At 68.8% G+C, this 23,843-nt stretch carries 22 protein-coding genes and 2 tRNA genes; 13 read left to right on the top strand and 11 right to left on the bottom strand.

Annotation, left to right across the window (positions count from 1 at the left end):
• The first annotated feature begins 257 nt into the window (after positions 1 to 257).
• The gene (locus AOQ53_RS12725) at positions 258 to 1,169 is read left to right on the top strand and encodes a hypothetical protein (protein WP_063888886.1); all 912 of its coding nucleotides are present in this window, start codon (positions 258 to 260) and stop codon (positions 1,167 to 1,169) included.
• Between the two features lie 127 nt (positions 1,170 to 1,296).
• Here AOQ53_RS12725 and AOQ53_RS12720 read toward each other — a convergent pair whose 3' ends face one another.
• Complete coding sequence (locus AOQ53_RS12720; protein WP_059417137.1) at positions 1,297 to 1,671, bottom strand: DUF6344 domain-containing protein; 375 nt, start codon at positions 1,669 to 1,671, stop codon at positions 1,297 to 1,299.
• Between the two features lie 337 nt (positions 1,672 to 2,008).
• Here AOQ53_RS12720 and AOQ53_RS46125 point away from each other — a divergent pair, with 337 nt between their 5' ends.
• Both AOQ53_RS46125 and AOQ53_RS12715 read left to right on the top strand, forming a co-directional pair.
• A complete protein-coding gene (locus AOQ53_RS46125) occupies positions 2,009 to 2,137 on the top strand; it encodes a DLW-39 family protein (protein WP_003999697.1) in 129 nt (42 codons plus the stop codon).
• Between the two features lie 167 nt (positions 2,138 to 2,304).
• Positions 2,305 to 3,663: a hypothetical protein gene (locus AOQ53_RS12715; RefSeq protein ID WP_236711675.1), complete on the top strand. Its 1,359-nt coding sequence runs from the start codon at positions 2,305 to 2,307 to the stop codon at positions 3,661 to 3,663.
• A 78-nt stretch (positions 3,664 to 3,741) separates the two neighbouring features.
• On the opposite strand, the gene AOQ53_RS12710 is transcribed toward AOQ53_RS12715, so the two are convergent.
• Both AOQ53_RS12710 and AOQ53_RS12705 read right to left on the bottom strand, forming a co-directional pair.
• The gene (locus AOQ53_RS12710; RefSeq protein ID WP_059417135.1) at positions 3,742 to 5,280 is read right to left on the bottom strand and encodes a serine/threonine-protein kinase; all 1,539 of its coding nucleotides are present in this window, start codon (positions 5,278 to 5,280) and stop codon (positions 3,742 to 3,744) included.
• A gap of 243 nt (positions 5,281 to 5,523) precedes the next feature.
• Positions 5,524 to 6,072, bottom strand: coding sequence for a helix-turn-helix domain-containing protein (locus tag AOQ53_RS12705; RefSeq protein ID WP_059417134.1), 549 nt, complete (start codon positions 6,070 to 6,072; stop codon positions 5,524 to 5,526).
• A 182-nt stretch (positions 6,073 to 6,254) separates the two neighbouring features.
• On the opposite strand from AOQ53_RS12705, the gene AOQ53_RS12700 reads away from it, so the two are divergent.
• Positions 6,255 to 6,327: transfer RNA gene (locus AOQ53_RS12700), tRNA-Ala, on the top strand.
• A 411-nt stretch (positions 6,328 to 6,738) separates the two neighbouring features.
• On the opposite strand, the gene AOQ53_RS12695 is transcribed toward AOQ53_RS12700, so the two are convergent.
• Positions 6,739 to 7,440, bottom strand: a complete 702-nt coding sequence (locus AOQ53_RS12695) for a DUF5324 family protein (protein ID WP_059417133.1) — start codon at positions 7,438 to 7,440, stop codon at positions 6,739 to 6,741.
• Between the two features lie 385 nt (positions 7,441 to 7,825).
• Between AOQ53_RS12695 and AOQ53_RS12690 the strand changes: the two genes are divergently transcribed.
• Positions 7,826 to 8,353, top strand: coding sequence for a peptidylprolyl isomerase (locus AOQ53_RS12690; protein ID WP_059417132.1), 528 nt, complete (start codon positions 7,826 to 7,828; stop codon positions 8,351 to 8,353).
• 88 nt (positions 8,354 to 8,441) lie between these two features.
• Positions 8,442 to 9,332 (top strand): rhomboid family intramembrane serine protease, encoded by an 891-nt coding sequence (locus AOQ53_RS12685; RefSeq protein WP_059417131.1) that lies wholly within the window; start codon positions 8,442 to 8,444, stop codon positions 9,330 to 9,332.
• Positions 9,333 to 9,588: 256 nt separating this feature from the next.
• Here AOQ53_RS12685 and crgA read toward each other — a convergent pair whose 3' ends face one another.
• On the bottom strand, positions 9,589 to 9,843 hold the full coding sequence (gene crgA, locus AOQ53_RS12680; protein WP_059417130.1) for a cell division protein CrgA: 255 nt from the start codon (positions 9,841 to 9,843) through the stop codon (positions 9,589 to 9,591).
• Between the two features lie 139 nt (positions 9,844 to 9,982).
• On the opposite strand from crgA, the gene AOQ53_RS12675 reads away from it, so the two are divergent.
• The 6 genes from AOQ53_RS12675 to AOQ53_RS12650 are packed head-to-tail and all read left to right on the top strand — an operon-like array spanning position 9,983 to position 14,305.
• The gene (locus tag AOQ53_RS12675) at positions 9,983 to 10,762 is read left to right on the top strand and encodes a DUF881 domain-containing protein (protein WP_078945279.1); all 780 of its coding nucleotides are present in this window, start codon (positions 9,983 to 9,985) and stop codon (positions 10,760 to 10,762) included.
• A 23-nt stretch (positions 10,763 to 10,785) separates the two neighbouring features.
• The gene (locus AOQ53_RS12670) at positions 10,786 to 11,481 is read left to right on the top strand and encodes a class E sortase (protein ID WP_059417128.1); all 696 of its coding nucleotides are present in this window, start codon (positions 10,786 to 10,788) and stop codon (positions 11,479 to 11,481) included.
• Between the two features lie 17 nt (positions 11,482 to 11,498).
• Positions 11,499 to 11,696, top strand: coding sequence for a hypothetical protein (locus tag AOQ53_RS12665; RefSeq protein ID WP_059417127.1), 198 nt, complete (start codon positions 11,499 to 11,501; stop codon positions 11,694 to 11,696).
• Positions 11,693 to 12,331 (top strand): aminodeoxychorismate/anthranilate synthase component II, encoded by a 639-nt coding sequence (locus AOQ53_RS12660; RefSeq protein ID WP_059417126.1) that lies wholly within the window; start codon positions 11,693 to 11,695, stop codon positions 12,329 to 12,331. Before AOQ53_RS12665 ends, AOQ53_RS12660 begins: the two co-directional genes overlap by 4 nt.
• Positions 12,328 to 13,539 carry a class E sortase gene (locus tag AOQ53_RS12655; RefSeq protein WP_059417125.1) on the top strand — a complete coding sequence of 404 codons (1,212 nt, stop codon included), beginning with the start codon at positions 12,328 to 12,330 and terminating at the stop codon, positions 13,537 to 13,539. Before AOQ53_RS12660 ends, AOQ53_RS12655 begins: the two co-directional genes overlap by 4 nt.
• 13 nt (positions 13,540 to 13,552) lie before the next feature.
• Positions 13,553 to 14,305, top strand: coding sequence for a class E sortase (locus tag AOQ53_RS12650; protein WP_059417124.1), 753 nt, complete (start codon positions 13,553 to 13,555; stop codon positions 14,303 to 14,305).
• 663 nt (positions 14,306 to 14,968) lie between these two features.
• On the opposite strand, the gene pknB is transcribed toward AOQ53_RS12650, so the two are convergent.
• The 6 genes from pknB to AOQ53_RS12615 form a co-directional block, all read right to left on the bottom strand.
• Positions 14,969 to 17,002: a Stk1 family PASTA domain-containing Ser/Thr kinase gene (gene pknB / locus AOQ53_RS12640; RefSeq protein ID WP_059417122.1), complete on the bottom strand. Its 2,034-nt coding sequence runs from the start codon at positions 17,000 to 17,002 to the stop codon at positions 14,969 to 14,971.
• Positions 17,003 to 17,170: 168 nt separating this feature from the next.
• Positions 17,171 to 18,649, bottom strand: a complete 1,479-nt coding sequence (locus AOQ53_RS12635; protein WP_059417121.1) for a peptidoglycan D,D-transpeptidase FtsI family protein — start codon at positions 18,647 to 18,649, stop codon at positions 17,171 to 17,173.
• Complete coding sequence (locus AOQ53_RS12630) at positions 18,646 to 20,091, bottom strand: FtsW/RodA/SpoVE family cell cycle protein (protein ID WP_059417120.1); 1,446 nt, start codon at positions 20,089 to 20,091, stop codon at positions 18,646 to 18,648. The genes AOQ53_RS12635 and AOQ53_RS12630 overlap by 4 nt, the downstream gene beginning before the upstream one ends.
• 27 nt (positions 20,092 to 20,118) lie before the next feature.
• Positions 20,119 to 21,675: a Stp1/IreP family PP2C-type Ser/Thr phosphatase gene (locus AOQ53_RS12625; protein WP_059417119.1), complete on the bottom strand. Its 1,557-nt coding sequence runs from the start codon at positions 21,673 to 21,675 to the stop codon at positions 20,119 to 20,121.
• 132 nt (positions 21,676 to 21,807) lie between these two features.
• Positions 21,808 to 22,317, bottom strand: coding sequence for an FHA domain-containing protein FhaB/FipA (locus AOQ53_RS12620; protein WP_020273104.1), 510 nt, complete (start codon positions 22,315 to 22,317; stop codon positions 21,808 to 21,810).
• A 10-nt stretch (positions 22,318 to 22,327) separates the two neighbouring features.
• The gene (locus AOQ53_RS12615; RefSeq protein WP_059417118.1) at positions 22,328 to 23,191 is read right to left on the bottom strand and encodes an FhaA domain-containing protein; all 864 of its coding nucleotides are present in this window, start codon (positions 23,189 to 23,191) and stop codon (positions 22,328 to 22,330) included.
• Between the two features lie 474 nt (positions 23,192 to 23,665).
• On the opposite strand from AOQ53_RS12615, the gene AOQ53_RS12610 reads away from it, so the two are divergent.
• Positions 23,666 to 23,749 (top strand) — tRNA-Leu (locus AOQ53_RS12610).
• Positions 23,750 to 23,843 lie beyond the last annotated feature (94 nt).

The raw sequence follows: 23,843 nt of genomic DNA, 5'->3' as shown, positions 1-23,843 counted from the left end.
CCAGCGGACGAGAAGCCCAGGCACGGAGCGGATCCCCCAAGATTGCTGGCGCCCCGTGATCGACCTGATAAGGATGAGGCCACAGGTTCAAATCCTGTTAGCCCCACCAGCGAAAAAGACCCCCAGTCGGGATTCGACTGGGGGTCTTTTCGCATCCATGAGGCCCCTGTGACGATCGCTGACGCTCCAGCGCTTCCAGTGTGAGGCCGACTGGCCTTCCAGAAGCTCCCTTGGGGGGAACCTTGACGAGAAGCACCATGCCCAGACGCGTCCTGGCCCGGACGGTGGGGGTTGTCGCGGCGATGGCCGTCGCGCTCGCGGTCGCGCCGCTGGCGAGCACTGCACAGGCCCACAGCGCGGCGTCGGGAACGCTGAGCTTCAGTGGCGACGCGGGTGAGCCCATGTCCGGTGGTCGGTCGTACGAGTACACGGCTGGAGCGGTCCAGCTGTTCGACGTCCAGGGCGGCACCGAGGGGAACGGCCTCACCGTCGCGATAGACGCGGACCAGGGCACGCTCTGGCGACTCATCGTCGCTGCCCCCGATGGTCAGAAGCTGACCGAGGGCACCACGTACAGCGGGGCGAAGCAGTGGCCCGACGCCCAGCCGGAAGATCCGGAACTGGTGTTCAGCGGGACCGACAACGGGACCGAGAAGTGGTGCAACACCAACTCCGGTTCCTTCACCATCGAGCACATCGCCTTCGGCCCCTACGGCTACATCCGCGAGCTCGATGCCACCTTCGAGCAGTACTGCAACGGATCGACGGTGCCTCTGCGCGGTGCGGTGCACGCGGTCATGCCGGAGCCTCCGGTCGAGCTCGCGATGGGGATGAACGCCGACCCCGAGGGCACGGTGGACGTCCCGGAGGGGAAGATCACCGTCGGTGGCACCGTGACGTGCAACAAGCCCGCGAGCGTCTCGCTCACCGGCCAGGTCTTCCAGATCCAGAAGAAGGGAACGCCGGGGGCGTCCTACCAGACGACCGTGGCCTGCACGCCGGGCGCGCCCGTGCCGTGGTCGGTCAGTCTCACCAGCCAGGAACCCGGCACCTCGTTCCAGCCCGGCACCGCGACGACGCGCAGCCGGGCCCGGGCAGACGACCGGGACTACCCGGTGGCTGTCGACACCGGACAGCAGGAGTCACAGGTCACACTTTCCAAGGGCTGATCCCAGGGGACTGCTGGATCAGCCGGCGGCAGCTGCGCAATCCGCTGGCATCGCCGGCTGAAAAAGGCCCGGCAGCTCCTCGGAGCTGCCGGGCCTGTACGCGGGTCGCCGGGACGTGCCGGGGATGTCAGCGCTGTAGCGGAGTGAGGTGGTCCGCTGGGTCGCCGTCGGTGTCGGTGTCGGTGTCGTCGTCGGTGCCGTCGGCGGTGGGCGACGCCGTCGTGTCCGCGAGCGGGCGGTGGCGGCAGCTGGGGGACTTGCCGTGGGCCTCGGCGTGGATGCGCTGCTTCATCGTGGGGGGCAGGGCCTTGGCGTAGGACAAGGACCAGGGGGCCGCCGCCGGCGCCGTCCGCTGCTGCGGGATGAGCGCGCTGTTGCGCTTCTGCTCGGGCTGCGGTACCGCCGCGGCGGCGGTCGTGGTGACGAATCCGAGCGCCGTGCACAGCGCGAGGAAGGCGGTGACGATGGTGGTCCACAGCTTCATGACCTTGTTCCGGGCCATAACCCCTCACTTTCGGGTTGGGCGATTTGCGTACTTTCCTCATGATGTGTATGGGGGGCGAGAAGTGGTGGACCGACGCCCGTGGCGCGTCGATGTTCAGATGAACACCACCCGGATGGGTGCAACAGGGGCGAAAAGGTGAGGAAGGAGGAGAAGAGCGGTCGAAGTAACCATCCGTCGGCGTGTGACCACTCTCCGGTCGGAGCGGCGTACTTCGCTCCTATCCCGGTTTCCGGGAAGGGAGTTGAGGGTCGACTCAGGTCACCGATCGGTATCGGTCGGTGTGTATAGTCGGGCGGCAGAGGTCCCCTACGTCAAGGAAAGACGAGGTCGCGCGGTGAAGAAGCTTCTCCTGGTCGCACTGGCCGCCATCGGCGGGCTCCTCGTGTACCGCCAGATCCAGGCGGATCGCGCCGAGCAGGATCTGTGGACGGAGGCGACTGACTCCGTGCCCACGGGTTCGTGAGTCACGACATCCCAAACCGAGCACACCCCGGCCGCCTCGCGGTCGGGGTTTTGTGTGTTCATGGGGACGGCGGGACGGCGGACGCGGCGGCGGTGCAGGATGGGCCACGGTTCCACGGTTTGCGGTTCCACGGCGGTTCCGCGGTCCGGTGACGTGAGGGGTGGCGCGTGAGGGGACGGTGTCGTACGGCGTGGGGGCGTGCGGGCGCGTGGCGCGGTCGTAGCCCGTCGGTGGTCGTGCGCCTGGGCGTCGTGGCGGTGGTGCTGGGTACGACGGCCGCCGTGGTGCCCGGACAGGCCGCCCTGGCCGCCGCAGGGGCGTCCGGTACGGCGGAGGCGCCGGGCCCTTACGGCTTCGCCGAAGACGCCCGGAGCATCGAGGGGGCGAGGAGCACCGCTGACGCCGTACTGCTGACGCCCGGCACGGCCTACAAGAGCTCCCTCCCGAGCAGCGGCAAGGTCAGCTACCGCCTCCAGCTCGACGCCACGTCGAACGCGTACGTCTCCGTCACCGCCGTCCCCTCCCCCGACAGCACTGTCTCCGTCATCGACGGGCTCAGGGTGTCCGTGCAGGACGACGACGGCACCCCCTGCTCCAGCGACACCGCGAACTTCGGTGCCGCCCGCAGCCCGCACCCGATCGCGGCGTGGGGCCGGCGCGAGATCTCGCCCACCAAGTCGCTGTGCCGGGAGGCCGGGACCTACTACGTGTCCGTCGAGCGCGTCGACCCGAAGGGCGAGGGCTCCTCGCCCGACGCCTGGGATCTGGAACTCTTCGCCACGGCGGAGCCCCGGACGGCGAAGACCGGGCCCACCAGCGCACCCGAGGTGTGGAAATCCGCCTCGCCCCAGCCGCTCCAGGGGGAGTGGGAGGACCGCCGGGGCGGGGCGGGATTCGCCGGGGCCACCCCGCTGGACCAGGGGGTCTGGCGGGACGACATCCGCCCCGGCCAGACGCTCTTCTACGAGGTGCCGGTCGACTGGGGCCAGCAGCTCCAGGTCACCGCCGACCTCGGCAGCTCGGCCTCCGGCGGCACCGGCTACACGACCGACGCGCTGGACCTGGCCCTGTACAACCCGGCGCGCGGCCCCGTCGCCCACGTGGGCGTCGGCTACGACGGCGACCAGAAGTCCGGGAGCCTGCCTCCCCTGCCGCCGGTCGACCACGCCAACCGTCACGCCGTCATCGGCCAGGTCGGTGCGATGCGCTTCGCCGGCTCCTACTACCTCGTCGCGCACCTTTCGGAGAGCGTCGCCGACAGCTTCGGGGACGGGCCGTTCGGCATGACACTGCGGGTCCGGGTGAGCGGGGCGGCGCAGGGCGGGCCCGACTACGTGGGGGAGTCCCAGCCGAAGGGCGTCTTCGAGGTCTCCGACGAGGACCGGGAGGCGGCTGCGGAGGGCGTGGCCGGGGGTGACGACACCGCGATGCGGGTCGTCGCCGTGGGCGGGATCGGCACCGGGAGCGCGCTGCTGGTGGGGCTCGGGATGTGGACCGTGGTGGCTCGGCGGAGGAGCGCCGGGTAGGCAGGCCGGGGAAAGCCCGGCTTGGGGAGCCAGGCAGGGGGACCCGGGACTGGCACCCGGGCTGACGTCGGCGGGGGCTCAGATGCGGGTCAGGGCCCAGAACCCTACGGCGTAGCAGACCAGAGCCAGGAGCAGCAGCGGGACCGCCACCTTGGCCGGGGGGCCGGGGTGGCGGGGAGGGCGTTGTGCTCGATGTCGTGAGGACGTCTGTCCGGGCCGTGGGGCTCGTGGGGTCTGGGCGGTGTAGGGGGCGGTGGAGGTGTGGGTGGGCTGCTGTGTTGCCGGGGGCAACGGCTGGTCTGAATAGCCCGCGTGATGCGCATGGCTCGGGTACGCCGGTGGGAGCGGCCGGGACGGGGACAGGGGGTATGTGGGGTCGTAGGGGGAGTAAGCGGCCTGCTGGTGCGAGGCCTGTGCTTGCGCCTGCGCCTGTACCTGTACCTGCGCCTGTGCGTCGTGGCTCGGCGTGGGGGAGTTGGTGACGGTGGCCTGGGGCGGCGGCAGGTGGAAGCTGCCGGTGTCCGACATGGAGGGTTGCTGAGCCGGGGTGGCCGGCGGGGCGGTGTCCTGGCGGGGGCCGGGCGGCACGACCGCTGCGCCCGGGGCGGACCAGGCGTCGCCGTTGTCGGCGGTGTTCTGCCGGGACCGCTCCTCGTCCGCCGCCGGACCGGACCTCTCCTCACCCGCCACCGGGCTGGGCGGCCCGTCCTCCCTCGGCCCCAGCCCCCGCGCTCTCTCCAGCGGGCCCTCCGGAGCGAACCCCGGTGGAAGCGGGCCGAGTTGATCGAAGATCTCGATCAGTTCGTCGTCCGGGCCGGGCTCGGGGAGGAGCTCCGTGGCGGCGGCGAGCGCCTTGCGCGCCCCTGTGGCCGTACGGAACCGGGCCTGCGGGTCCGGCTGGAGCAACATGGCCACCACCTGCCACAGCGGCTCCGGAATGCCCTTGGGCGCGCCGGGAGTTCCGTGCTCGGCGAAGTACTGGATGAGCGCTTTGCTGTCCGGCTTGGCACCCTCCAGCAGATACAGCGCGACCAGGCCTACGGCGAACAGGTCGGCGGGGAAGTCGGGCTCCGCGCCCATCATCTGCTCGGGCGCCAGATAACCGGGCGTCCCCACCACGAGGTTGGTCTCTGTCAGGCGAGGCTCGCCCAGCCGCATCGCGATGCCGAAGTCGGACAGCCGCAGCCGAGGCCGGCCCGTGCCGGTGGCTTCCAGCAGGATGTTGGCGGGCTTGACGTCGCGATGGACGACGTCCTCCGCGTGCACCGCGGCCAGCCCCGCCAGCAGCTGGTCGAGCAGCGTGCAGACGAAGGCCGGCGGGAGAGGGCCGTAGTCCCCGACGAGGTGGGCCAGTGAGCCGCCCGCGACCAGGTCCATGGTGAAGAGAACCTTGTCGTCGTCGGCGGCCCAGCTGGTGGGGGCGAGCACATGGGGGTGGTCGATCCGCAGGGCCTGTTCACGGACGAAGCGCAGCAGCGAGTGCGCGTCGCTCTGGAGCAGGACCTTGGCGGCCACATAGCGGCGGCGGCGGTGGTCCCAGGCGCGCCAGACGGCACCGACCCCTCCGCGTCCGATCGGGTCGACCAGTTCGTACCGGCCGGCGAAGACCTCACCCATGGCTGTACGTCGCTCCTCCCCCTGTGGTCTCCCCCCTTGCTTCCCCCTCGACGAGCGTTACGACTCCCCGACGGGCGAAACGGCTCCCCCGATGAGCGATACCGATGAGATACACGTCCCCCTCGCGTCGACCGGTCCCCCGTACGGCACACGCCCCGTCGTGCCCGCCCGTACCGTGACGCACCCCCCGTCACATCACCCGAAGCCCGGTGCCGAACCCCCTTCGGCGGCCGGGTGGCGGGATCAGTTCTGGTGGGACTGGTAGTGCGCGACCGCGTCCGAGGTGCGGCCGGCGCCGTACACCCGGAGGAACTCGGCCAGTTCCGGGTGGGTCGGGGCGAGGGTCTCCGCGGCGTCGATGATGTCGCCCGCCGCCGCGACCGAGCGCAGCAGCGACTGGATCTCCCGGACGACACGCTTGACCGTGGGCGCCCCCGAACTGCTCGTCGTCTGTGTGGCGTTGCTGAGCACCGAGCCCCCCTGTGACTTCTTGATCTCCTCCATGCGCTCAGTGGCCTCAGCCGCGCTCACGCTGCCGTCCGCGACCTGCCCCGCCAAGTCTTGAAGCAGCTGCACCCGCTGCACCACAGCGGGGTTGCCGATCTTCGCCCGCTGACCGCTCATCAGCTGTGACAGCATCGGCGCGGACAATCCCAGAACCCCCGCGAGACGAGCCTGGTTGAGACCAAGATCGTCGATGAGCCTACGGAAGAGCGCACCCAACGGCTCCCCGTACCAGTTCCGCTGCAGTTCCCGCGCTCTTGCGGTGGCTTCCTGCTGTGCGGCGTCCATTGCGTCTCCCCATCGCTTCCCCAAGTACGGCGGTTCGCGGTAGCGAACCACGCCGAGCATCTTACGGAGAGTGGTCGGCGACGGGGACCCCCAATCTTTTTGCGGAATCACGGGGGTGACCCGGTACTCTGGTCTTCGACGCTCGCCGGGACGTGGTTTCTTCCGGTGGACGTTCCTCTTCCGGGGCCTTAGCTCAGTTGGTAGAGCGCTGTCTTTGCATGGCAGATGTCAGGGGTTCGACTCCCCTAGGCTCCACTCTCGAATGCCCTCCGAACTGCGGAAACGTGATTCGGAGGGCATGTTGCTTCTCGCGGTGGAGCGAGTGGCGGGGTGGCCCCGGCCCAGGGACGACGCGACGCCCGCCTGGCCGCGCCAGGCGCGGTCCCGCCGCGGCCGTTCTCGCCGAGCGCGTCGAGTCGGCCGTCGGCCTGCGAATCCGTACGCTCGCCGACGATCTGGACTTCGACTGGCTCGGGGCCGACTGGGCACACCACGGGCGAGGATCTGACCCGAGCGATACGCAAGGCACCTGACAGGTGTCGCCGACGCGTGTTTCACGTGAAACAGCACGGCAGGCGGGACGCTTGAGGCTCCAGGTTGGGCCTCAAGCGTCCCGCACCGCCGTGCTGTTGGGGCGTAGCCGGGCTTTCGGATCAGCGGCGATCGTCAGGAACGGTCGTCGCGCCGGGCGGACTCGTCCTCGGCCTGCTTCGCCTCGACCTCCGGGTCCAGAACGGACTCACCACTGCCGTCCACAGAGGTCAGACGGCCCGACTCGGGGACCTCCGTCGCGGCGGGTGGCTCCACCAGCCAGTCCGGGTTGGCCTGCTTGTCCCACCACTTCCAGGCCGCGAAGGCACCGCCCGCGACGGCGCCCAGGATGACCAGCGTCTTCATGGCCCGGCCGGCCCTCGCCCGCCGCTCCTGCTTGCGGATCAGCTTCTGGACCTCCTTCGACGAGACCTGACCGCGCAGCGCGGCCATCGCGGCCACACTCCGGGCGGCGGCCTCACTCGTGACGGGCACGGCCGCGGCCACTGCCTGCTCGAGCCTCGGCCTGGAGTACTCTGCCGCCTGCCGGGCAGCCTTGCGCGTGCGGACGGCGGCCTCGTGGGCGGCTTGGTCGACCTTCGGCGGCACATGCGTGCGGGCCTGCTCCAGATACGGCTGCACATGGGCGCCGTACTGGACGCGCGCCTGCCCGGCGGCCTGCGTCACCTTGGGCGCTAGCCGTACGCGTGCCTCGTGTGCGTAGTGTGCGGCCCTGTCCTTGGCCGTGTCGGCGTAGGGCGCCACCACTTCCGCGGCGTGCAGCACGCTGTCCTTCGCCGAACCAGTCGCGGCGCGCACGCTGTCGATGCGGGTCACGGGTTCCTCCTCCTCGGTGGCGTACGGTATTTCGACTTTCCACCCTTTTACGGATCATGCCTCCCGGTGCGCCGCCAGGCATGCGCGGGCGGGCATCCGGGTCACGGGCGCCGGCTCCGGGCCATCTCCGGTCGAAAACCGATCAAGAGCGGACCGAGTGCTGATCGGGAGCTGATCGCATGCAATAGCGGATGAATAGGGGGCAACGGGAGCTTGTCGTCGACAATGCCACGGATCGCCGCCGCGCGCCCCCGCCCCGGGACTACTCGACTGGTTTTCTGCAAGCGATCGGTCCCGTTTACCCCCGGTGAACGGAGGTCGGGCGACGCGGAGCCCCGTCCATGCGAGGATCAGGGAGTCACGGAAAGACAACGGAAGGCAGATCGTGGCTGAGCAGCTCTACGCCACCCTGAAGACCAATCACGGCGACATCGAAGTCCGGCTTCTGCCGAACCACGCCCCGAAGACGGTCAAGAACTTCGTCGAGCTCGCCCAGGGCGAGCGGGAGTGGACTCACCCGGAGACGGGACAGAAGACCACGGACAGGCTCTACGACGGCACGGTCTTCCACCGGGTGATCAGTGGCTTCATGATCCAGGGCGGTGACCCGCTGGGCAACGGCACCGGCGGCCCCGGCTACCAGTTCGAGGACGAGTTCCACCCGGACCTGCGCTTCGACAAGCCCTATCTGCTGGCGATGGCCAACGCCGGCCCGGGCACCAACGGCTCGCAGTTCTTCATCACCGTCTCCCCGACGGCGTGGCTGAACCGCAAGCACACCATCTTCGGCGAGGTCACCGACGCGGCCAGCCAGAAGGTCGTGGACACCATCGCCACGACCCAGACGAACCCGCGCACCGACCGCCCGCTCAACGACGTGGTCATCGAGTCGGTCGTCATCGAGACCCGCTGAGCGCGGAAGCCCCCACAGGGAACCAATCGCCCCGCTCGTCCGTAAAGATGAGCGGGGCGGGCTTTCTCATCACGACCTAGGGGATCTCATGGACGACCAGGCTGCGGGCAGCCCGCAGGACGCCCACAGCGTCCCCATGTGCTACCGCCACCCGGACCGCGAGACCGGCATCCGCTGCACCCGCTGCGAGCGCCCGATCTGCCCCGAGTGCATGGTCAACGCCTCCGTCGGCTTCCAGTGCCCCGAGTGCGTCCGCGGCGGCTCCGGCACCGGTCACGCACCCACGGCCGCCATGCCCCGGACGATCGCGGGCGGCGCCGTCACCACCGACCCTCGCTTGCTGACCAAGATCCTCATCGGTATCAACCTGGCGGTGTTCATCGCCGTCTCCGTCCGCGAGTCGCTCCTGAGCGACCTCGTCCTGCTCGGCGCCTGGCCGCCGGCGCCCTTCACGCCGACACAGGGCGTGGCGGGAGGCGAGTGGTACCGCATGGTGACCTCGATGTTCACCCACCAGGAGATCTGGCACATCGCGTTCAACATGCTCAGCCTGTGGTGGCTCGGCGGCCCGCTCGAAGCGGCTCTCGGCCGCGTCCGCTACCTCGCGCTCTACTTGATCTCGGGTCTCGCGGGCAGCGCCCTGGCCTATCTGCTGACCTCCCCGAACACGGCCACGCTGGGCGCCTCCGGCGCGATCTTCGGCCTGTTCGGCGCCACGGCCGTGCTGATGCGCCGGCACAACTACGACATGCGTCCGATCATCGCGCTGCTGGTGATCAACCTGATCTTCACCTTCAGCCCGGGTTTCAACATCTCCTGGCAGGCCCACATCGGCGGCCTCGTCGCCGGTGTCGTCGTCGGATACGCCTTGGTCCACGCCCCGCGCGAGCGACGTGCTCTGATCCAGTACGGCACGTGTGCGCTGGTCCTCGGCCTGGTCGTCCTGTTGACCCTGTTGAGGACGGCCCAGCTCAGCTGATCGCGGGCGTTGTCCACAGCGGGTGGCGGATCTTGTGCACAGTGTGCGGGAACGCATGTGCCCCCTGCCACTGACCCATGTTTCCGCAGGTCAGACAGGGGGCGAACATGCTTTCGAGTTCCGGTACTTCCGTCATACCGGCGTCAACACTCGACGAGTTATCCACAGATCGTCTTTCTTTTCCACCTGTGGAAAACGGCTGTGGATAACTCAGCGAACAGCCCTGGGGAGAGCTGCGTTCACCGTCCGGTGACCGCTACTTCCACTGGGTCGAGACACCGAATCCGGCCGCGATGAAGCCGAAGCCCACCACGATGTTCCAGTTGCCCAGCGAGTCGATGGGCAGCGAGCCGTCGGTGACGTAGAAGACCACGATCCAGGCCAGGCCGATGAGGAACATGGCCAGCATGACGGGCGCGACCCAGGCACGGCTGTTCAGCTTGATGGCGGTCGTCTGCTTCGCAGGCGGCGGCGTGTAGTCGGCCTTCTTGCGGATACGTGACTTCGGCACGAGGGTCTCTCCTGTCGATGCGCTGCGTGGCCGCGCAGGGAACTGAGTCGGTCTCGGGGCAGCGTAAGGGGACTCTGAGTGCTCCCCCGGGCGTCCGTTAGCGTAGTGCTTCCGTGGCGCCGAAGGAGATAAGGGTACGTTGAGCAATTCTGCCGACTCCCCCGGGACGGGATCCACCCCTGAGCGCGCGCGCCGTTTCCGGCCCGTGCGGATCCTCACGGCGGCCGTCTTCGCTCTCGCGGGACTCATTTTCTTCACCAGCTTCGACACCGCCAAGGGCACCAACATCCGCACGGACACCTCGCTGCTGAAGCTGTCCGATCTCATCGAGGAGCGCAGCAGGGAGAACGGCGAGCTGGACGAGACCAACGGGACCCTGCGCAAGGAGATAGAGGCGCTCGCCGAGCGCGACGACGGCAGCACCAAGGCGGAGGACGAGAAGCTCGCCGCCCTGGAGAAGCGCGCGGGCACGCAGAAGCTCAAGGGCGAGTCGCTCACGGTCACGCTCAACGACGCCCCGCCGGACGCCACCGCCAAGCTGCCCGGCTATCCCGAACCGCAGCCCGACTACCTGGTCATCCACCAGCAGGACCTCCAGGCCGTGGTGAACGCGCTGTGGCAGGGCGGGGCCAAGGGCATCAAGGTCATGGACCAGCGGCTGATCTCGACCAGTGCGGTGCGCTGCGTGGGCAACACCCTGATCCTCCAGGGCCGCGTCTACTCACCGCCGTACAAGATCACGGCGGTCGGTGACCCGGGCAAGCTCCAGAAGGCGCTCGCGGCGTCCCCGGCGATCCAGAACTACATGGTCTACGTCAACGTCTACGGGCTCGGCTGGAAAGTCGAGGAGAACGGGCCGGTGACTCTTCCCGGTTACTCGGGCACAGTGGATCTGCACTACGCGAAGCCCGTGGAGTAGGAGAACCGCCGGGGGAGCCGCCGGTGCGTGTGATCGTCAGGACCGTCAGCGAACTGTGTATCACCGTCGGCAGCGTGATCGTGCTGTTCGTCGTCTACGTGCTGTTCTGGACCGGCGTGAAGGCCGACGACGTCATGGACGACCAGATCGAACTGCTCCAGGAGCAGTGGGCGCAGTCGAGCGCGCCCCCCGCGGCGGCCGGCCCCTCCACCGAGAGCACCGCGAGTCCTCCGAAGCCCGCGCCCTACGCCAAGGGCAAGCCGTTCGCGATCATGCATATCCCGCGTCTTGGTTTCACGTGGAACAAGCCGGTGCTCGAAGGCACGGCGACCGGCACCCTGAAGAAGGGCCTGGGCCACTACGCGGAGACCGCCCGGCTCGGCCAGAAGGGGAACTTCGCGGTCGCCGGTCACCGCCGCACCTATGGCGACCCCTTCAAGGACTTCCCCCAGCTGAGGCGGGGTGACGCCGTGGTGCTGACCGACGGCACGACCTGGTTCACGTATCGGATCGACAAAGGCCCGTACAAAACAGTGCCCTCCGACATCGAGGTGATCGACCCTGTCCCACGTACATCCGGGTACACGCGTCCGGGCCGTTATCTGACGCTGACGACGTGCGAACCGGAATGGGGACACAGTCATCGGCTGATCGTCTGGGCGCACCTGGACTCCACCCAGCCTGTGGAGGCCGGGAAACCTGAGGCGTTGCGCCGTTAGTCTGGTGGCTGTACGGCGTGGGTCTGGTGCCGTGGTACGACGGAAGGGACGGCATGTACGGCTGGATCTGGCGGCATCTGCCGGGGAACACGTGGGTGAGGGCGCTGATCTCACTCGCCCTGGTCGTGGCCGTGGTCTACGTCCTCTTCCAGTACGTCTTCCCGTGGGCGGAACCGCTGCTGCCCTTCAACGATGTGACGGTGGACAACCAGTGAGCGCGCGCATTCTCGTCGTCGACAACTACGACAGCTTCGTCTTCAACCTGGTCCAGTACCTGTACCAGCTGGGTGCCGAGTGTGAGGTCCTGCGCAACGACGAGGTGTCGACGGCGCACGCCCAGGACGGCTTCGACGGGGTCCTGCTCTCCCCGGGCCCGGGCACGCCGGAGGAGGCGGGCGTCTGCGTCGACATGGTCCGGCACTGCGCTGCCACGGGCGTCCCGGTCTTCGGAGTGTGCCTCGGCATGCAGTCGATGCAGGTGGCGTACGGCGGTGTGGTGGACCGCGCGCCCGAGCTGCTGCACGGCAAGACCTCGTTGGTCGAGCACACGAGCCGGGGCGTCTTCGCCGGCCTGCCCTCGCCCTTCACGGCGACGCGCTACCACTCGCTGGCAGCCGAGCCCGCGACGGTCCCGGCGGAGCTGGAGATCACGGCCCGGACCCACGACGGCATCGTCATGGGCCTGAGGCACCGGGAACTTCCGGTCGAGGGCGTGCAGTTCCATCCCGAGTCGGTGCTGACCGAGCACGGGCACCGGATGCTGGCCAACTGGCTGGTGGAGTGCGGGGACCAGGGTGCGGTGGCGAGGTCGGCCGGGCTCGCCCCGGTGGTGGGCAGGGCCACGGCGTGACGGCGCTGCGCCCCGAGCGCGAGTCCGACACCTCGTACGGGCAGCAGTCGTACGGGGCGCCGGGTGCGTTCGAGGAGTGGTCGGGTGGAGGGGCGTACGGTGCTTCTCCGCGGCCGGAGCCGCAGCCGCAGTCACAGCTGTACATGGCACAGCCGGAGCCGCAGCCGTACGTGCCGCAGCCGGAGCCGTTCACACCGGAGCCGTACGCGTCCGAGCCGGAACAGTACCCGGCGTCGTACGAGCCCGTCCCGGACGAGCCGTACCGGCCTGCCGTCGACGAGGAGACGGTGGCGCTGCGGATACCGGATCCGCCGACCATGGCCGGTGACCCCACAGCCGGTTCTCCGGGCTCTTCCGCCACGCGGCACGACGGACCCGCCCATGGCGGCCGTGCGGCCCGCAGAAAGGCCTCCAAGCGCCGTCACGGGCGCCATGGCGGCGCTTCGGAGACCCGTTCGGCCCAGGACTCGGCTCGGGAGGGGCGGCGGGCGCCGCTGTCGCGGGTCGAGGCGCGACGGCAGGCGCGGGCGCGCAAGCCGGGCCCGGCGGTGGTGGCCAGCCGGGCCGTAGGTGAGGTGTTCATCACGACCGGCGTGCTGATGCTGCTGTTCGTGACCTACCAGCTGTGGTGGACGAACGTCCGGGCGCACGCGCAGGCCGGCCAGGAGGCCAGCAGCCTCCAGGACGGCTGGGCGAGCGGCAAACGCAACCCGGGGGCCTTCGAGCCGGGGCAGGGATTCGCCATCCTGCACATCCCGAAGCTGGACGTGGTGGTGCCGATCGCCGAGGGCACGAGCAGTAAAGGCGTTCTCGACCGGGGCATGGTCGGCCACTACGCCGAGGGCGCGCTGAAGACCGCAATGCCGAGTGACAAGACCGGGAACTTCGGGCTCGCGGGCCACCGCAACACCCACGGAGAACCGTTCCGTTACATCAACAGGCTCACTCCGGGCGATCCGATCGTCGTGGAGACGCAGGACGAGTACTACGTCTACAAGATGGCGTCGATCCTGCCGGTCACCTCGCCCAGCAACACGAGCGTCCTGAATCCCGTCCCCGCGGGGTCGGGATTCACGGAGCCCGGCCGCTACATCACGCTGACCACGTGCACGCCGGAGTTCACCAGCAAGTACCGGATGATCGTCTGGGGCAAGATGGTCGAGGAACGGCCGCGCAGCAAGGGCAAGCCGGATGCGCTCGTCAGTTAAGGGCAGATGACCAGTGGCAGCGACCACCGACACGGAGCACGAAGAGCACACCGGCGCGGCGGCGTCCCGGCCGTCCGCGGCCCGGCGCCGTCCCGGCCCGATCGCCATGGCGGTGAGCGTCTTCGGGGAACTCCTCATCACCGCGGGACTGGTCCTGGGCCTGTTCGTCGCCTACTCGCTGTGGTGGACGAACGTGGTCGCCGACCGTGCGGCGGGGAAGCAGGCGGACCAGGTCCGTGACGGCTGGGCGCACGGCCGGGGTGGGCCCGGTGCGCTGGACACGAAGAACGGCATCGGGTTCCTGCATGTGCCGGCGATGAAGAACGGCGAGGTCCTGGTCGAGAAGGGCACGTCGAACAAGATCCTCAACGACGGTGTCGCCGGGTACTACACCGATCCCGTCAAGTCGGCCCTGCCGATGTCGGGCAAGACCGGCAACTTCTCCCTCGCCGCCCACCGGGACGGTCACGGCGCCAAGTTCCACAACATCGACAAGATCAAGAAGGGTGACCCGATCGTCTTCGAGACGAAGGACAAGTGGTACGTCTACAAGGTCTACGGCATCCTTCCCGAGACCTCGAAGTACAACGTCAAGGTCCTCTCGGCGGTGCCGAAGGAGTCCGGCAAGAAGAAGCCCGGGCACTACATCACCCTGACGACCTGCACGCCGGTGTACACGAGCACGTACCGCTACATCGTGTGGGGGGAGCTGGAGCGGGTGGAGAAGGTGGACGGCGACCGGACACCGCCGAAAGAATTGGCCTGAATACCGCGGACCCGGTTCTTCGCCGACAGGAGGCCGAGATCCGTGTCGGCATTAAGGCACATCGCCACCTCCGACCGCTGTGACGCCCGCAGTTGCCCCGTCGCTAACATGTCCGACGGGTGGATGAGTTGTCGGGTCTGCAGACCATCAGGCCTGACGGGACGCATCTACTCATAACGTCCGCAAGTAAGGGCTTGCGGCAGAGGTGGAAGGCAATCAGTGATACGTCGGGTTCTTGCGGCGGGAGCCGCCGCCGCAGTGGCGTCCGTGATGTTCAGCGCTCCTTCGGCGAGTGCGGCGAATACATTCTGCGTCTACACAACAGATGCCTTCAGGGGTGGGCAGGCCTGTTGGACGCCCAACGGGGACAAGCTCGAGGGCTGCGACATGGAGGCGGACGGCCTTCGGCCGCGCGTGGAAATGACATACCCGGGCGGCTCTGTGTCGTTCCAGGTTTTCGGGGGCAACGGAAAGTGCAGGGAGACGGCCAAGAACCTCCCTGAAGGAACCCGGGTCACGGTGAAGGTGTGCCTGAAGAAGGGCGATGCCGGCCGAGAGGTGTACTGCAACTCGGAGAGTGGCACCGCGTAGGACGCCTCGCACCACGGAGCCCCCGGCTTTCACAAGCCGGGGGCTCCGTGGTGCGAGGCGACGGGGGCGGGGTCAGTTGTCCTCGTCGCGGCCGGTGATGCCGCCGAAGATGCCGCCGTTGCCGCCGCCGTTGTTGTTGCCGCCGTTGTTGTTGCCGAAGCCGACGGTCTGGAGAGTGATCGTCGTGTTCGCCGGGTCGTCGACCTCGGTGTTGCCCTGCGGGTCCTGGCCGGCGACGACGGCGTTGTCGCTCTGGTCGCTGCCGCCCGCGAACTGGATCTTGGTGAAGCCTGCCGCCGCAAGGATCTGCTTGGCCTGGCCGACGTTCTGGCCGACGACCTGGGGCACGCGCGTCTTCTGCTGTTCCTTCTTCTTGCCGATCTGGATGTTGACCGACGAGTTCTTGTCGACCGACGTGCCGGCCTGCGGGGTGGTCGCGATGACCTTGCCGACCTGGTTGTCGTCGTCGGTCTCGACCTCGGTGCAGTCGCCGACCAGGTTGCTGGCCTGCATCTGCTGCTTGGCCGCGTCACAGCTCTGGCCGAGGACGTCGGGGACGGTGGACTTCTCCGCTTCCTTGGCGATGGTGAGGGTGATGGTGGAGCCCTTCTCCACCTCCTCGCCCAGCTTCGGGTTCTGATCGAGGACGGTGCCGGGGTCCTCCGGGGACTCCTTCGCCTTCGTCTCGACCTGGAACTCGTACTTGTCGGCCTTCAGGGTCGCCTTGGCGTCGTCCAGGCTGTCGCCGACGACGCTCGGCACCGCGACCTTCGGCGCCCCGGTCGACACCACCAGCGAGATGGTGTCGCCCTTCTTGACGTCCGTTCCGGCTGTCGGGTCCTGCGAGCAGATGTTGCCCTTGGCCTGGTCCTCACAGGGCTTGCTGCTGAAGGACAGTTCCAGGTCGGCGTTGGTGGCCAGCTTCCTGGCATTCTGCTGGGTCTCACCGACGAAGTTGGGTGCGGCGAGCGTGTCGTCGCGCGCGCCTCCGTTGCCGCTGAACGCCCACCGCCCGATCAAAATGGCCCCGACCAGGACGAGGATGCCCGCCACCACCAGCAGGATCGTCGAGGTGTTGGACTTGCGCTGCTGCTGGCGGCGCCGGTCGGGGCGGTCGTCGTAGCCGTAGCGGCCGTCGTCCGGGTTCATGGGGGGCAGCATCGACGTGGCGCCCGCGCCGGAGTCCGCGCGCAGGGCCGTCGTCGGCTGGTCGTCGGGGTAGCCGCCGTAGCCCACCGAGCCCATCGCGGCCGTGGCCGCGACCGGCTGGCCGTCGAGGCAGGCCTCGATGTCGGCGCGCATCTCGTCGGCCGACTGGTAGCGGTAGTCCGGGTCCTTGACCAACGCCTTCAGGACGATCGCGTCCATCTCGGGCGTGATCTCGGGGTCGAAGACGCTCGGCGCCTGCGGCTCTTCCCGGACGTGCTGGTAGGCCACGGCGACCGGGGAGTCGCCGACGAAGGGGGGCCTCACCGTCAGGAGTTCGTAGAGCAGACAGCCGGTCGAGTAGAGGTCCGACCTGGCGTCCACCTGCTCGCCCTTCGCCTGCTCCGGCGAGAGGTACTGGGCCGTGCCGATGACCGCCGCGGTCTGCGTCATCGTCATGCCGGAGTCGCCCATGGCGCGGGCGATGCCGAAGTCCATCACCTTGACCTGGCCGTTGCGCGTCAGCATGACGTTCGCGGGCTTGATGTCGCGGTGGACGATGCCGCTGCGGTGGGCGTACTCCAGGCCCTGGAGGATGCCGATGGTCATCTCCATGGACCGCTCCGGCAGCAGCTTGCGGCCGGAGTGGAGCAGTTCGCGGAGCGTCGAGCCGTCTACGTACTCCATGACGATGTACGGGATCGAGACCCCGTCGATGTAGTCCTCGCCCGTGTCGTAGACCGCGACGATCGCGGGATGGTTGAGCGAGGCGGCCGACTGGGCCTCCCGGCGGAACCGGGCCTGGAAGGAAGGGTCACGCGCGAGATCCGCGCGCAGCGTCTTCACCGCCACGGTGCGGCCGAGGCGGGTGTCATGCGCGAGGTAGACCTCCGCCATGCCACCACGCCCGAGCACCTGGCCCAGTTCGTACCGGCCGCCGAGGCGACGCGGCTCTTCCATAGCTACCTACCAGCCCTCTCCGTCGGTCCCGACCGGAAGCTTGTACGGTCGGAGGCTGCCGTCCGGGCCTACCGTACCCGGCTCGCTTTGTGTGACCTGGCCAAGCCCGTCAGCCGATACAGGACCGGTATCGCAACGTGCACCGTTGTGAAGCAGACGTGAGCGGGGTCACTGCTTGCTCTGGATGACCGCCTCCATCACGTTCCTCGCGATCGGCGCCGCGAGGCCGCCGCCGGAGATGTCGTCACGGACGGCGTTGTCATCCTCGATCACGACCGCCACGGCGACCGGCGAGCTGCCGTCGTCACCCTTGGCGTACGAGATGAACCACGCGTAGGGGTTCTCGCTGTTGTCGACACCGTGCTGGGCGGTACCGGTCTTGCCGCCCACCGTGACGCCCGGGATCTTGGCGTTGGAGCCCGTGCCCTTCTCGACGACCGTCTCCATCATCGACTGGAGCTTCTGGGCGTTCTCCGAGGACAGCGGCTGGCTGAGCTCCTCGGGGTCGGTCTTCTCGAGGGTGTCGACGCTGCGGGCCTGGAGCTCGTCGACCATGTACGGCTTCATCAGCTTGCCGTCGTTGGCGACGGCCGAGGCCACCATGGCCATCTGCAGCGGGGTCGCGGCGGTGTTGAACTGGCCGATCGACGACAGCGCGGTCTCCGACGGGTTCATGTCGTCGGAGAACACCGAGGCGTTGGCGCGGACCGGCGTGAACTGCTCCTCGGTGAAGCCGAACTTCTTGGCCATGTCCAGCATCTTGTCGTTGCCGAGGTCGGCGCCGATCTTGCCGAAGACGGTGTTGCAGGAGTACTGCAGGGCGACCCGGAGCGTCGCGTTCTTACAGGGGATGTTGCCCTCGTTCTTCAGGGGCGTCGTGGTGCCCGGCATGATCCACGGCAGCGGTGTGTTCGTCTTCTGGTTCGGGTCCGTGTAGAGCCCGTCCTCCAGGGCGGCGGCCGCGGTGACCACCTTGAAGGTGGAGCCGGGCGGGTAGGTCTCGCGCAGCGCCCGGTTGAGCATCGGGTCGTCCGGGTTGTTCTTCTTCTGGAGCTTCTGCCAGGCCTCGGTGTCCGTCGTCGTGGAGTTCCCGGCGAAGGACGACGGGTCGTACGACGGGTAGGAGGCCAGGGCCAGGATCTTGCCGGTGGACGGTTCCAGGGCGACGACGGCGCCCTTGCCGCCCTGCTTCTTCAGACCGTTGTACGCGGCCTTCTGCGCGGCGGCGTTCAGCGTCGTGACGACGTTGCCGCCTTCCTGCTTCTTGCCGGTGAGCATGTCGAGGGTGTTGCGGAAGAAGAGCCGGTCGTCGTTGCCGGTGAGGATGCCGTCCTCGATGGACTCCAGCTGGGTGGCGCCGAAGGCCTGCGAGGCGTAGCCGGTGACCGGCGCCCACATCGGGCCGTCCTTGTAGGTCCGCTTGAACTTGAAGTCGCTGCCGGACGTCTCGGTCGAGCCGGTGATCGGCTGTCCGCCGACGATGATGTCGCCGCGCGGGGAGGCGTAGCGCTCGATGATGACGCGGCGGTTGTTCTTGTCGGTCCTGAGCTCGTCGGCCTGGACGTACTGGATCCAGTTGTCGCGGATGAGCAGGGCCAGGACGAGCAGACCGCAGAAGACCGCGATCCGGCGCAGGGGCTTGTTCACGGGCGGACCACCTGAGTCATCTCGGCGTCGGGATTGCCGGCCGGAGCCGGGGCCGGGCGGCGTGCGGTGTCGCTGATGCGCAGCAGGATGCCGATCAGGGCCCAGTTGGCGATCACGGAGGAACCGCCGTAGGCCACGAACGGCAGCGTCATACCGGTCAGCGGGATGAGGCCCATGACACCGCCGGCCACGACGAAGACCTGGAGGGCGAAGGCGCCGGACAGGCCGACGGCCAGCAGCTTGCCGAAGGGGTCGCGGGCCGCGAGTGCGGTGCGTACACCCCGCTCGACGATCAGGCCGTAGAGCAGCAGGATCGCCATGACGCCCGCCAGGCCCAGTTCCTCGCCGAAGGTGGCGAGGATGAAGTCGGAGTTGGCGGCGAAGCCGATGAGGTCGGAGTTGCCCTGCCCGAGGCCGGTGCCGAGCGTGCCGCCGGAGCCGAAGGCCCACAGGGCCTGCATGGACTGCTCGGTGTGGCCCACCTGGCCCTGTCGGCTGAGCATGTACTCGCGCATCGGGTCGAGCCAGGCCTGCACACGCGTCTTGATGTGCGGTTCGAAACTCGCCACGCCGACGGCGCCGGCCGCGGACATCAGCAGACCGAAGACGATCCAGCTGGTCCGCTCGGTGGCGACGTACAGCATGATGACGAACATTCCGAAGAACAGCAGCGACGTACCGAGATCGGTCTCGAAGACCAGGATGAGGATCGAGATCACCCAGACGACGAGGATCGGACCGAGGTCGCGGCCGCGCGGCAGGTACAGGCCCATGAAACGGCGGCTGGCCAGAGCCAGGGCGTCCCTCTTGACCATGAGGTAGCCGGCGAAGAAGACAGCGAGTGCGATCTTCGCGAACTCGCCGGGCTGGAGCGTGCCGAGACCGGGGATCTTGATCCAGATCTTGGCACCGTAGATGTTCGCGCCGAGTCCGGGCACGAGCGGCAGAACCAGCAGGAACAGCGCGCCGGCCATGGAGATGTAGGTGTAGCGCTGCAGGACGCGGTGGTCCTTGAGGAAGATCAGCACGGCCACCAGCAGGGCGACGCCCATCGCGGAGTACAGCAACTGGCGGGGTGCCGCCTCGACGAACTGGTCGGACGCCTGGAGCTTCTTCGACTGGTCCAGCCGCCAGATGGCGACCAGACCGAGCCCGTTCAGCAGCGTCGCCAGCGGCAGCATCAGCGGGTCCGCGTACGGCGCGAACTTCCGTACGGCGAGATGGCCGACGCCCGCGAGCAGGCCGAGTCCGAGCCCGTAGCTCAGCAGGCCCGGCGGCACCGAGTCGTTGATGGCCAGCCCGACGTTGGCATAGGCGAACACCGGAATGACCACGGCGAACGCCAGCAGCGCCAGCTCGGTGTTGCGCCGGCTCGGCGCACCGATCGCGCCGATCGTGGACGTGTGGTGCGTCGGCGAATGCGATGTGTTCGTACCGCTCATCGTGTAACAGGGCCTCTCACGGCTTGCCTACTGCTTACCGCACAGCGAGACGACCTTCTGCTCTTCCTCCGAGAGGCTGGGGCCGGGGCTGGGAGTAGGTGCGGTCGTGGACGGGTTCGGGGACTTCTCAGGCGCCGACGGCGAGCCCGACGGGGTGGACGGGTTCGGTGTCGGTGTGGCCTTGGACGTGAAGGAGGCGGGAGTGGTTCCCGTGGTGCCCCCGGCCTCGCCCTCGCCGGTCTTGGAGTTGTTCTGGCTCTCGGCTTGGCGCCGCTGCGCTTCCTTCTTGCACGCGGAGGCCTGCACCGACAGTTCCTGGACCTTCGCCCGGGCGTTCTCCAGCCCGCCCTCGGCGATGGTCGCCTTGACCAGCTTCTGCTGGTAGGGCGGCAGGTACTTGAGTTCGATCTCGGGGTGGTCCTTCTCGACCTTCGACAACGACACCCACGCCAGGTCCTGGCTGATGCCCCGGTACAGCGCGACGTGCTCGCCCTCGGCGCCGACGTAGTACTGCGTCTGCGTCCAGCGCCAGCCGCCGTACAGGCCGCCGCCGATGACGGCCAGCGCGAGGGCGCCGTAGAGGGATCTCTTCAGCCAGCGGCCCTTCTTGCGGGGCTTGTCGAAGTCGTCGTCGCCGTAGCCCAGGCCGGCCGCCGGGATGTAGCCGGTGGTGTCGCCGGAGCCGGGCGGACCGAACTCGCCGCCTCCGCCGCCCTGGCCGTGCCCTTGGCGGCCGAGCCCGGAGGCGCGGCCGGCGGGGGTCTGCATGATGCCGTTGTCGTGCAGCTGGTGCTGGTTCTCGGCGACGGCGCCGACGACGACGGGGGTGTCGGACAACTGCCCCGCGAGGGTGTCGCCGGTGTCGAGGTCGAGGACGTCGGCGACGATGACGGTGATGTTGTCCGGGCCGCCGCCGCGCAGCGCCAGCTGGATCAGGTTCTGGACGGTCTCCTGGGGGCCCTGGTAGCTGGCGAGGGTGTCCTCCAGGGTCTGGTGGGACACCACGCCGGACAGGCCGTCGGAGCAGATCAGGTAGCGGTCGCCGGCGCGGACCTCGCGGATGGACAGGTCCGGTTCGACGTGGTCGCCGCTGCCGAGCGCGCGCATGAGGAGGGAGCGCTGCGGGTGGGTGGTGGCCTCTTCCTCGGTGATACGGCCCTCGTCGACCAGGCGCTGCACCCAGGTGTGGTCCTGCGTGATCTGCGTCAGGACGCCGTCGCGGAGGAGGTACGCGCGGGAGTCGCCGACGTGGACCAGGCCGAGGCGCTGGCCGGTCCACAGCAGGGCGGTGAGGGTGGTCCCCATGCCCTCCAGCTGGGGGTCCTCCTCGACCATCGAGCGCAGCTGGTCGTTGGCGCGCTGTACGGCCGTGGCGAGCGAGGTGAGGATGTCGGAGCCGGGGACGTCGTCGTCGAGCGCGACGATCGTGGAGATGGCCTCGGAGGAGGCGACCTCGCCCGCCGCGGCGCCACCCATGCCGTCGGCGATGGCGAGCAGGCGCGGGCCGGCGTATCCGGAGTCCTCGTTGCCCTCCCGGATCATCCCCTTGTGCGATCCGGCCGCGAAGCGCAGTGACAGACTCATGCGCACCTCGCCTGTCGGCTCCGGGTACAGCCGGTCGTGTCGAGCCACACTGCCCACCCTCCGGTCGGGAGCGCGCCGGGGCCCGGGGTGGGGCCCGCCACTGCGTGCTCGCTCCGCTCGCTCATTGTCGTACTACTTCCGCAGCTCGATGACGGTCTTGCCGATGCGGATCGGCGCGCCCAGCGCAATCGGTGTGGGAGTCGTCAGCCGGTTCCGGTCCAGGTACGTGCCGTTGGTGGAGCCGAGGTCCTCGACGATCCACTGGCCGTCGCGGTCCGGGTAGATCCTGGCATGGCGGCTGGAGGCGTAGTCGTCGTCCAGCACGATCGTCGAGTCGTGCGCCCGGCCCAGGGTGATGGTCTGGCCCTGGAGCGCGACCGTGGTGCCGGTGAGGGTGCCCTCGGTCACGACCAGCTTGGTGGGGGCGTTACGGCCGCGGCGGCCGCCGCCGGACTGCTGGCGCTGCTGCGGCGGCGCCTGACGGGCGGCCTGCTGCTGCCGTCCGGCCTCCCGTCGCGATCCGCGCTGGGTGACGCGCGTACCGAACAGGTCGCTCCGGATGACCTGCACGGCCACGATCACGAACAGCCACAGAACGGCCAGGAAACCCAGCCGCATGACCGTGAGGGTCAGCTCTGACATTGCCCCCGCTTCACCCTTCGGCTTGCCGGTAAATGATGGTGGTGCTGCCCACGACGATCCGCGAGCCGTCGCGGAGCGTAGCGCGGGTGGTGTGCTGCCCGTCCACCACGATGCCGTTGGTGGATCCGAGATCCTGGATCGTCGAGGGCGTTCCGGTCCGGATCTCGCAGTGCCGGCGGGAGACGCCGGGGTCGTCGATCCGCACGTCGGCGTCGGTGCTGCGGCCCAGCACCAGCGTCGGGCGGGAGATCTGATGGCGCGTGCCGTTGATCTCGATCCAGTGGCGGGTGCGTCCGCCGGCCGCCGGGGCGGCCGGGGGCCGCTGGGCGTCCGCGGGCTGCGGGTAGCCGTAGCCGCCGGGGCGTCCGCCGGGCGGTGGCGCGGCCGGCATGGGCGGGGCGCCCGCGGGCGCGGCGGCCGGCGGGTAGCCGTAGCCGCCGGGGCGTCCGGCGGGCGGGGCTGCGGGCGCGGCGGCGCCTGACGGGGCCTGCTGGCTGCTGGAGGAGGCGAGCGTACGGCTGCGGACCCGGTACAGGCCGGTGTCCAGGTCCTCCGCCTTCTCCAGGTGCACCTTGATCGGGCCCATGAAGGTGTAGCGCTGCTGCTTGGCGTAGTCACGCACCATGCCGGCCAGCTCGTCGCCGAGCTGGCCGGAGTAGGGGCTGAGCCGCTCGAAGTCGGGTGTGCTCAGCTCCACGATGAAGTCGTTGGGTACGACCGTCCGGTCGCGGTTCCAGATGGTGGCGTTGTTGTCGCACTCACGCTGGAGCGCTCCGGCGATCTCCACGGGCTGGACCTCGGACTTGAACACCTTGGCGAAGGTGCCGTTGACCAGACCTTCGAGACGCTGCTCGAACTTCTTCAGGACTCCCATGGGGCACCTCCTCCGTCGCTGCCGTCCTGTGTACTGCTCTGCGGGCCGCTTGCCTGGTACTGCTTACTGATCGTATCCACGCGCCGCTCGATCGGCTGGTTCCCCCTGTCAGTACGGCCGACGGATGTCGACGCATGACGAAGTTCCCTGTGGAGCTCCCCTTCGAACTCCTCCGGTGGTACGGCTGGCGCGCAACCGCTCTCGCGTACTTCTGACAAGGATCGTAGAGGCGGCCGACGACCAGTGTCCCGCACCCGGCTGTGGACCCCGACCGCCTGCCGGGGAGACAGGGGGTACCGGTACGAGGTTGATACGTGAAGCGTTACGCGTTGATACGTGGCCAGGGCACCGAAGGTTCGGAGGCGGGTCTGCCTGCGGAAGAAGGGATGTGAATCCACCCCGCCCCGCGTGCTAATGTTCTGGGTGTCGGAAGGCGCCAGGCCCCAAGGGGCAGGAGCCCACGACACACCCAATGCGCGGGTGGCGGAATAGGCAGACGCGCTGGATTCAGGTTCCAGTGCCCGCAAGGGCGTGGGGGTTCAACTCCCCCCTCGCGCACCGTGAGGTACCGACGAAACGGGTCTCTGAAGGTGACGGAAGTCACCGCAGGGGCCCGTTTCTCATTCCCTGGCCTCTGTGGGGCATCCCACAG

The sequence above is a fragment of the Streptomyces azureus genome (assembly GCF_001270025.1).
GTDB lineage: Bacteria > Actinomycetota > Actinomycetes > Streptomycetales > Streptomycetaceae > Streptomyces > Streptomyces azureus.
This window is presented reverse-complemented; position numbering and strand designations above follow the sequence as displayed.

Coding starts and splice junctions, on each gene's coding strand:
- AOQ53_RS12710 (WP_059417135.1), bottom strand. CDS start 5,280: ATGGGTGAGGTCTTCGCCGGCCGGTACGAACTGGTCGACCCGATCGGA.
- AOQ53_RS12620 (WP_020273104.1), bottom strand. CDS start 22,317: ATGTCAGAGCTGACCCTCACGGTCATGCGGCTGGGTTTCCTGGCCGTT.
- AOQ53_RS12725 (WP_063888886.1), top strand. CDS start 258: ATGCCCAGACGCGTCCTGGCCCGGACGGTGGGGGTTGTCGCGGCGATG.
- pknB (WP_059417122.1), bottom strand. CDS start 17,002: ATGGAAGAGCCGCGTCGCCTCGGCGGCCGGTACGAACTGGGCCAGGTG.
- AOQ53_RS12615 (WP_059417118.1), bottom strand. CDS start 23,191: ATGGGAGTCCTGAAGAAGTTCGAGCAGCGTCTCGAAGGTCTGGTCAAC.
- AOQ53_RS12685 (WP_059417131.1), top strand. CDS start 8,442: ATGGACGACCAGGCTGCGGGCAGCCCGCAGGACGCCCACAGCGTCCCC.
- AOQ53_RS12720 (WP_059417137.1), bottom strand. CDS start 1,671: ATGGCCCGGAACAAGGTCATGAAGCTGTGGACCACCATCGTCACCGCC.
- AOQ53_RS12630 (WP_059417120.1), bottom strand. CDS start 20,091: ATGAGCGGTACGAACACATCGCATTCGCCGACGCACCACACGTCCACG.
- AOQ53_RS12705 (WP_059417134.1), bottom strand. CDS start 6,072: ATGGACGCCGCACAGCAGGAAGCCACCGCAAGAGCGCGGGAACTGCAG.
- AOQ53_RS12625 (WP_059417119.1), bottom strand. CDS start 21,675: ATGAGTCTGTCACTGCGCTTCGCGGCCGGATCGCACAAGGGGATGATC.